The organism is Saccharopolyspora sp. (assembly GCF_017434145.1).
GTDB lineage: Bacteria > Actinomycetota > Actinomycetes > Mycobacteriales > Pseudonocardiaceae > Saccharopolyspora_C > Saccharopolyspora_C galaxeae.
Genome location: NZ_JAFRFW010000158.1, coordinates 1 through 1,987, shown reverse-complemented (window position 1 = coordinate 1,987; position 1,987 = coordinate 1). Strand labels below are relative to the sequence as shown.

Sequence of the window (1,987 nt, the reverse complement as noted above, 5' to 3'; positions counted from 1 at the left end):
GGCGATCGGGGTCGCGGGCGGCGGCCCGCAACAGCCGCTCGAAACGGCTCGCGATCCGCTCCGCGGTGTCCGGATCGAACAGCTCGCGGCTGTACTCCAGCCCGCCGCGCAGCTCGCCGCCGGGGCCCCGCCGGGACAGCGCGAAGGTCAGGTCGAATCGCGACGTGCCGGTCGGCACCGGCTCGGCCTCGACTTCCAGCCCCGGAAAGCCCGGCGGTTCCGCGGCGCCTTCCTCGAACGCGAGCGCCACTTGGAACAGCGGGTGCCGGGCCATGGACCGGTCCGGGTTGAGCGCCTCCACCAACCGCTCGAACGGCACGTCCTGGTGGTCGAAGGCTTCGAGGTCGGTCGCCCGGATCCGTTCGAGCAGCTCCCGGAAAGTCGGGTCCCCGCCGGTGTCGGCGCGCAGCACCAGGGTGTTCACGAACAGTCCGACCAGGTCGTCGAGCGCGCTGTCGGCGCGCCCGGCCACCGGTGTGCCGATCGGCACGTCCGTTCCGGCACCGAGCCTGGTCAGCAGCGCGGCCGCGCCGGTGTGCAGGAACATGAACAGGCTCGCGTTCGCGGCGTGCGCGAGCCGTTCCAGCTCGTCCACGACCGCGGTCTCGACGGTGAAGTGCACCGTGCCGCCCCGGTGCTGCGCGACCGCCGGGCGCGGCCGGTCGGCTCCGAGTTCGAGTTCCGGCGCGAGACCGGCGAGCCGTTCGGTCCAGTAGGCGAGTTCGCGGGCGAGCACGGATTCGGGATCGTCCTCGGAGCCCAGCATTTCGCGCTGCCACAGCGCGTAATCCGCGTACTGCACCGGCAACGGCTCCACCTCCGGTGCGGCACCGCGGGCTCGTGCCCGGTAAGCGCGCACGAGATCCCGGGTCAGCGGATGCACCGACCAGCCATCGCCCGCGATGTGGTGCAGCACGATCAGCAGGACCGACTCGTGCGGCCCGAGCTGGAACAGCGTCGCGCGGATCGGCGGCTCGGCGATCAGGTCGAAGCCCTCTCCCGCCGCCGCGGCGAGTTCGCCGGGCAGCGCGGCCTCGGTGACCGGCCGTACCCGCACCGGCGCCTGCGCGTGCGGCTGCACCAGCTGCACCGGCTCCCCGTCCTGCTCCGGGAACACGGTGCGCAGGCTTTCGTGCCGGGCCACCACGTCGGCGAACGCGGCGCGCAGCGCCGCGAGATCCAGCGCTCCGGTGAGCCGCAGCGCCGCGCCCATGTGGTACGTGACCGAGGGGCCTTCGAGCTGGTGGATGAACCACAACCGGCGTTGGGCGTACGACGTGGGCAGCGGCCGGGGACGGTGCCGGGGCAGCAACCGGGGGCGCGAGCCACCCGCGTCGGCGACTGCGGAGGCGAGGCCCGCCACCGTGGGATTGTCGAACACCGCTCGCGCGGTCAAGTTGATGTCCAGTTCCGCGGCGACGCGGCTCACCAGCCGGGTGGCCAGCAGCGAATGCCCGCCGAGTGCGAAGAAGCTGTCCTCGACGCCGACCTCGGCCAGCCCGAGCACCTCGGCGAACACCGTGCACAGCGCGGACTCGGTGGTGGTGCGCGGCCGTTGCGCCCGCGTCGTGCGCGCTTGCGGAGCGGGAAGCGCGGCCGTGTCGACCTTCCCGTTGGGGTTCAGCGGGAGATCATCGAGCACCACGATGGCAGCGGGCACCAGGTAATCGGGCAGCACGGCGGCCAGGTCCGCCCGCAGCCTGGGAATCGAGATCCCGCCCCGGGACCCCAGGGGAGTGTTCGCGTGTGCGGACGGGTCGGCCGACGGTCGCCGGGCGGGTCTGTGCGTGCCGGTCAGCGCGGTGGTGCGAGTGCGGTCCGCGAAGATGACATCGATCTTCTCGGGGCCGGTCCCGGACCAGCTCGCGACCACCGCGTAGCCGGCCGCGGCGCCCACTTCGCCGAACCATTCGAGTCCCGGGGCGGTGCGCGCTGGTGCCACCTCGCCGGTGGACAGCGTCGCGGCGCGGGCCAGGTCGGCGGCAAG

At 73.3% G+C, this 1,987-nt stretch carries 1 protein-coding gene; it reads right to left on the bottom strand.

Features of this window, described 5'->3' with window-relative positions; genetic code table 11:
* A partial coding sequence (locus IJH84_RS04560; protein WP_295140577.1) for a condensation domain-containing protein occupies nucleotides 1-1,987 on the bottom strand: 1,987 nt, incomplete at both ends.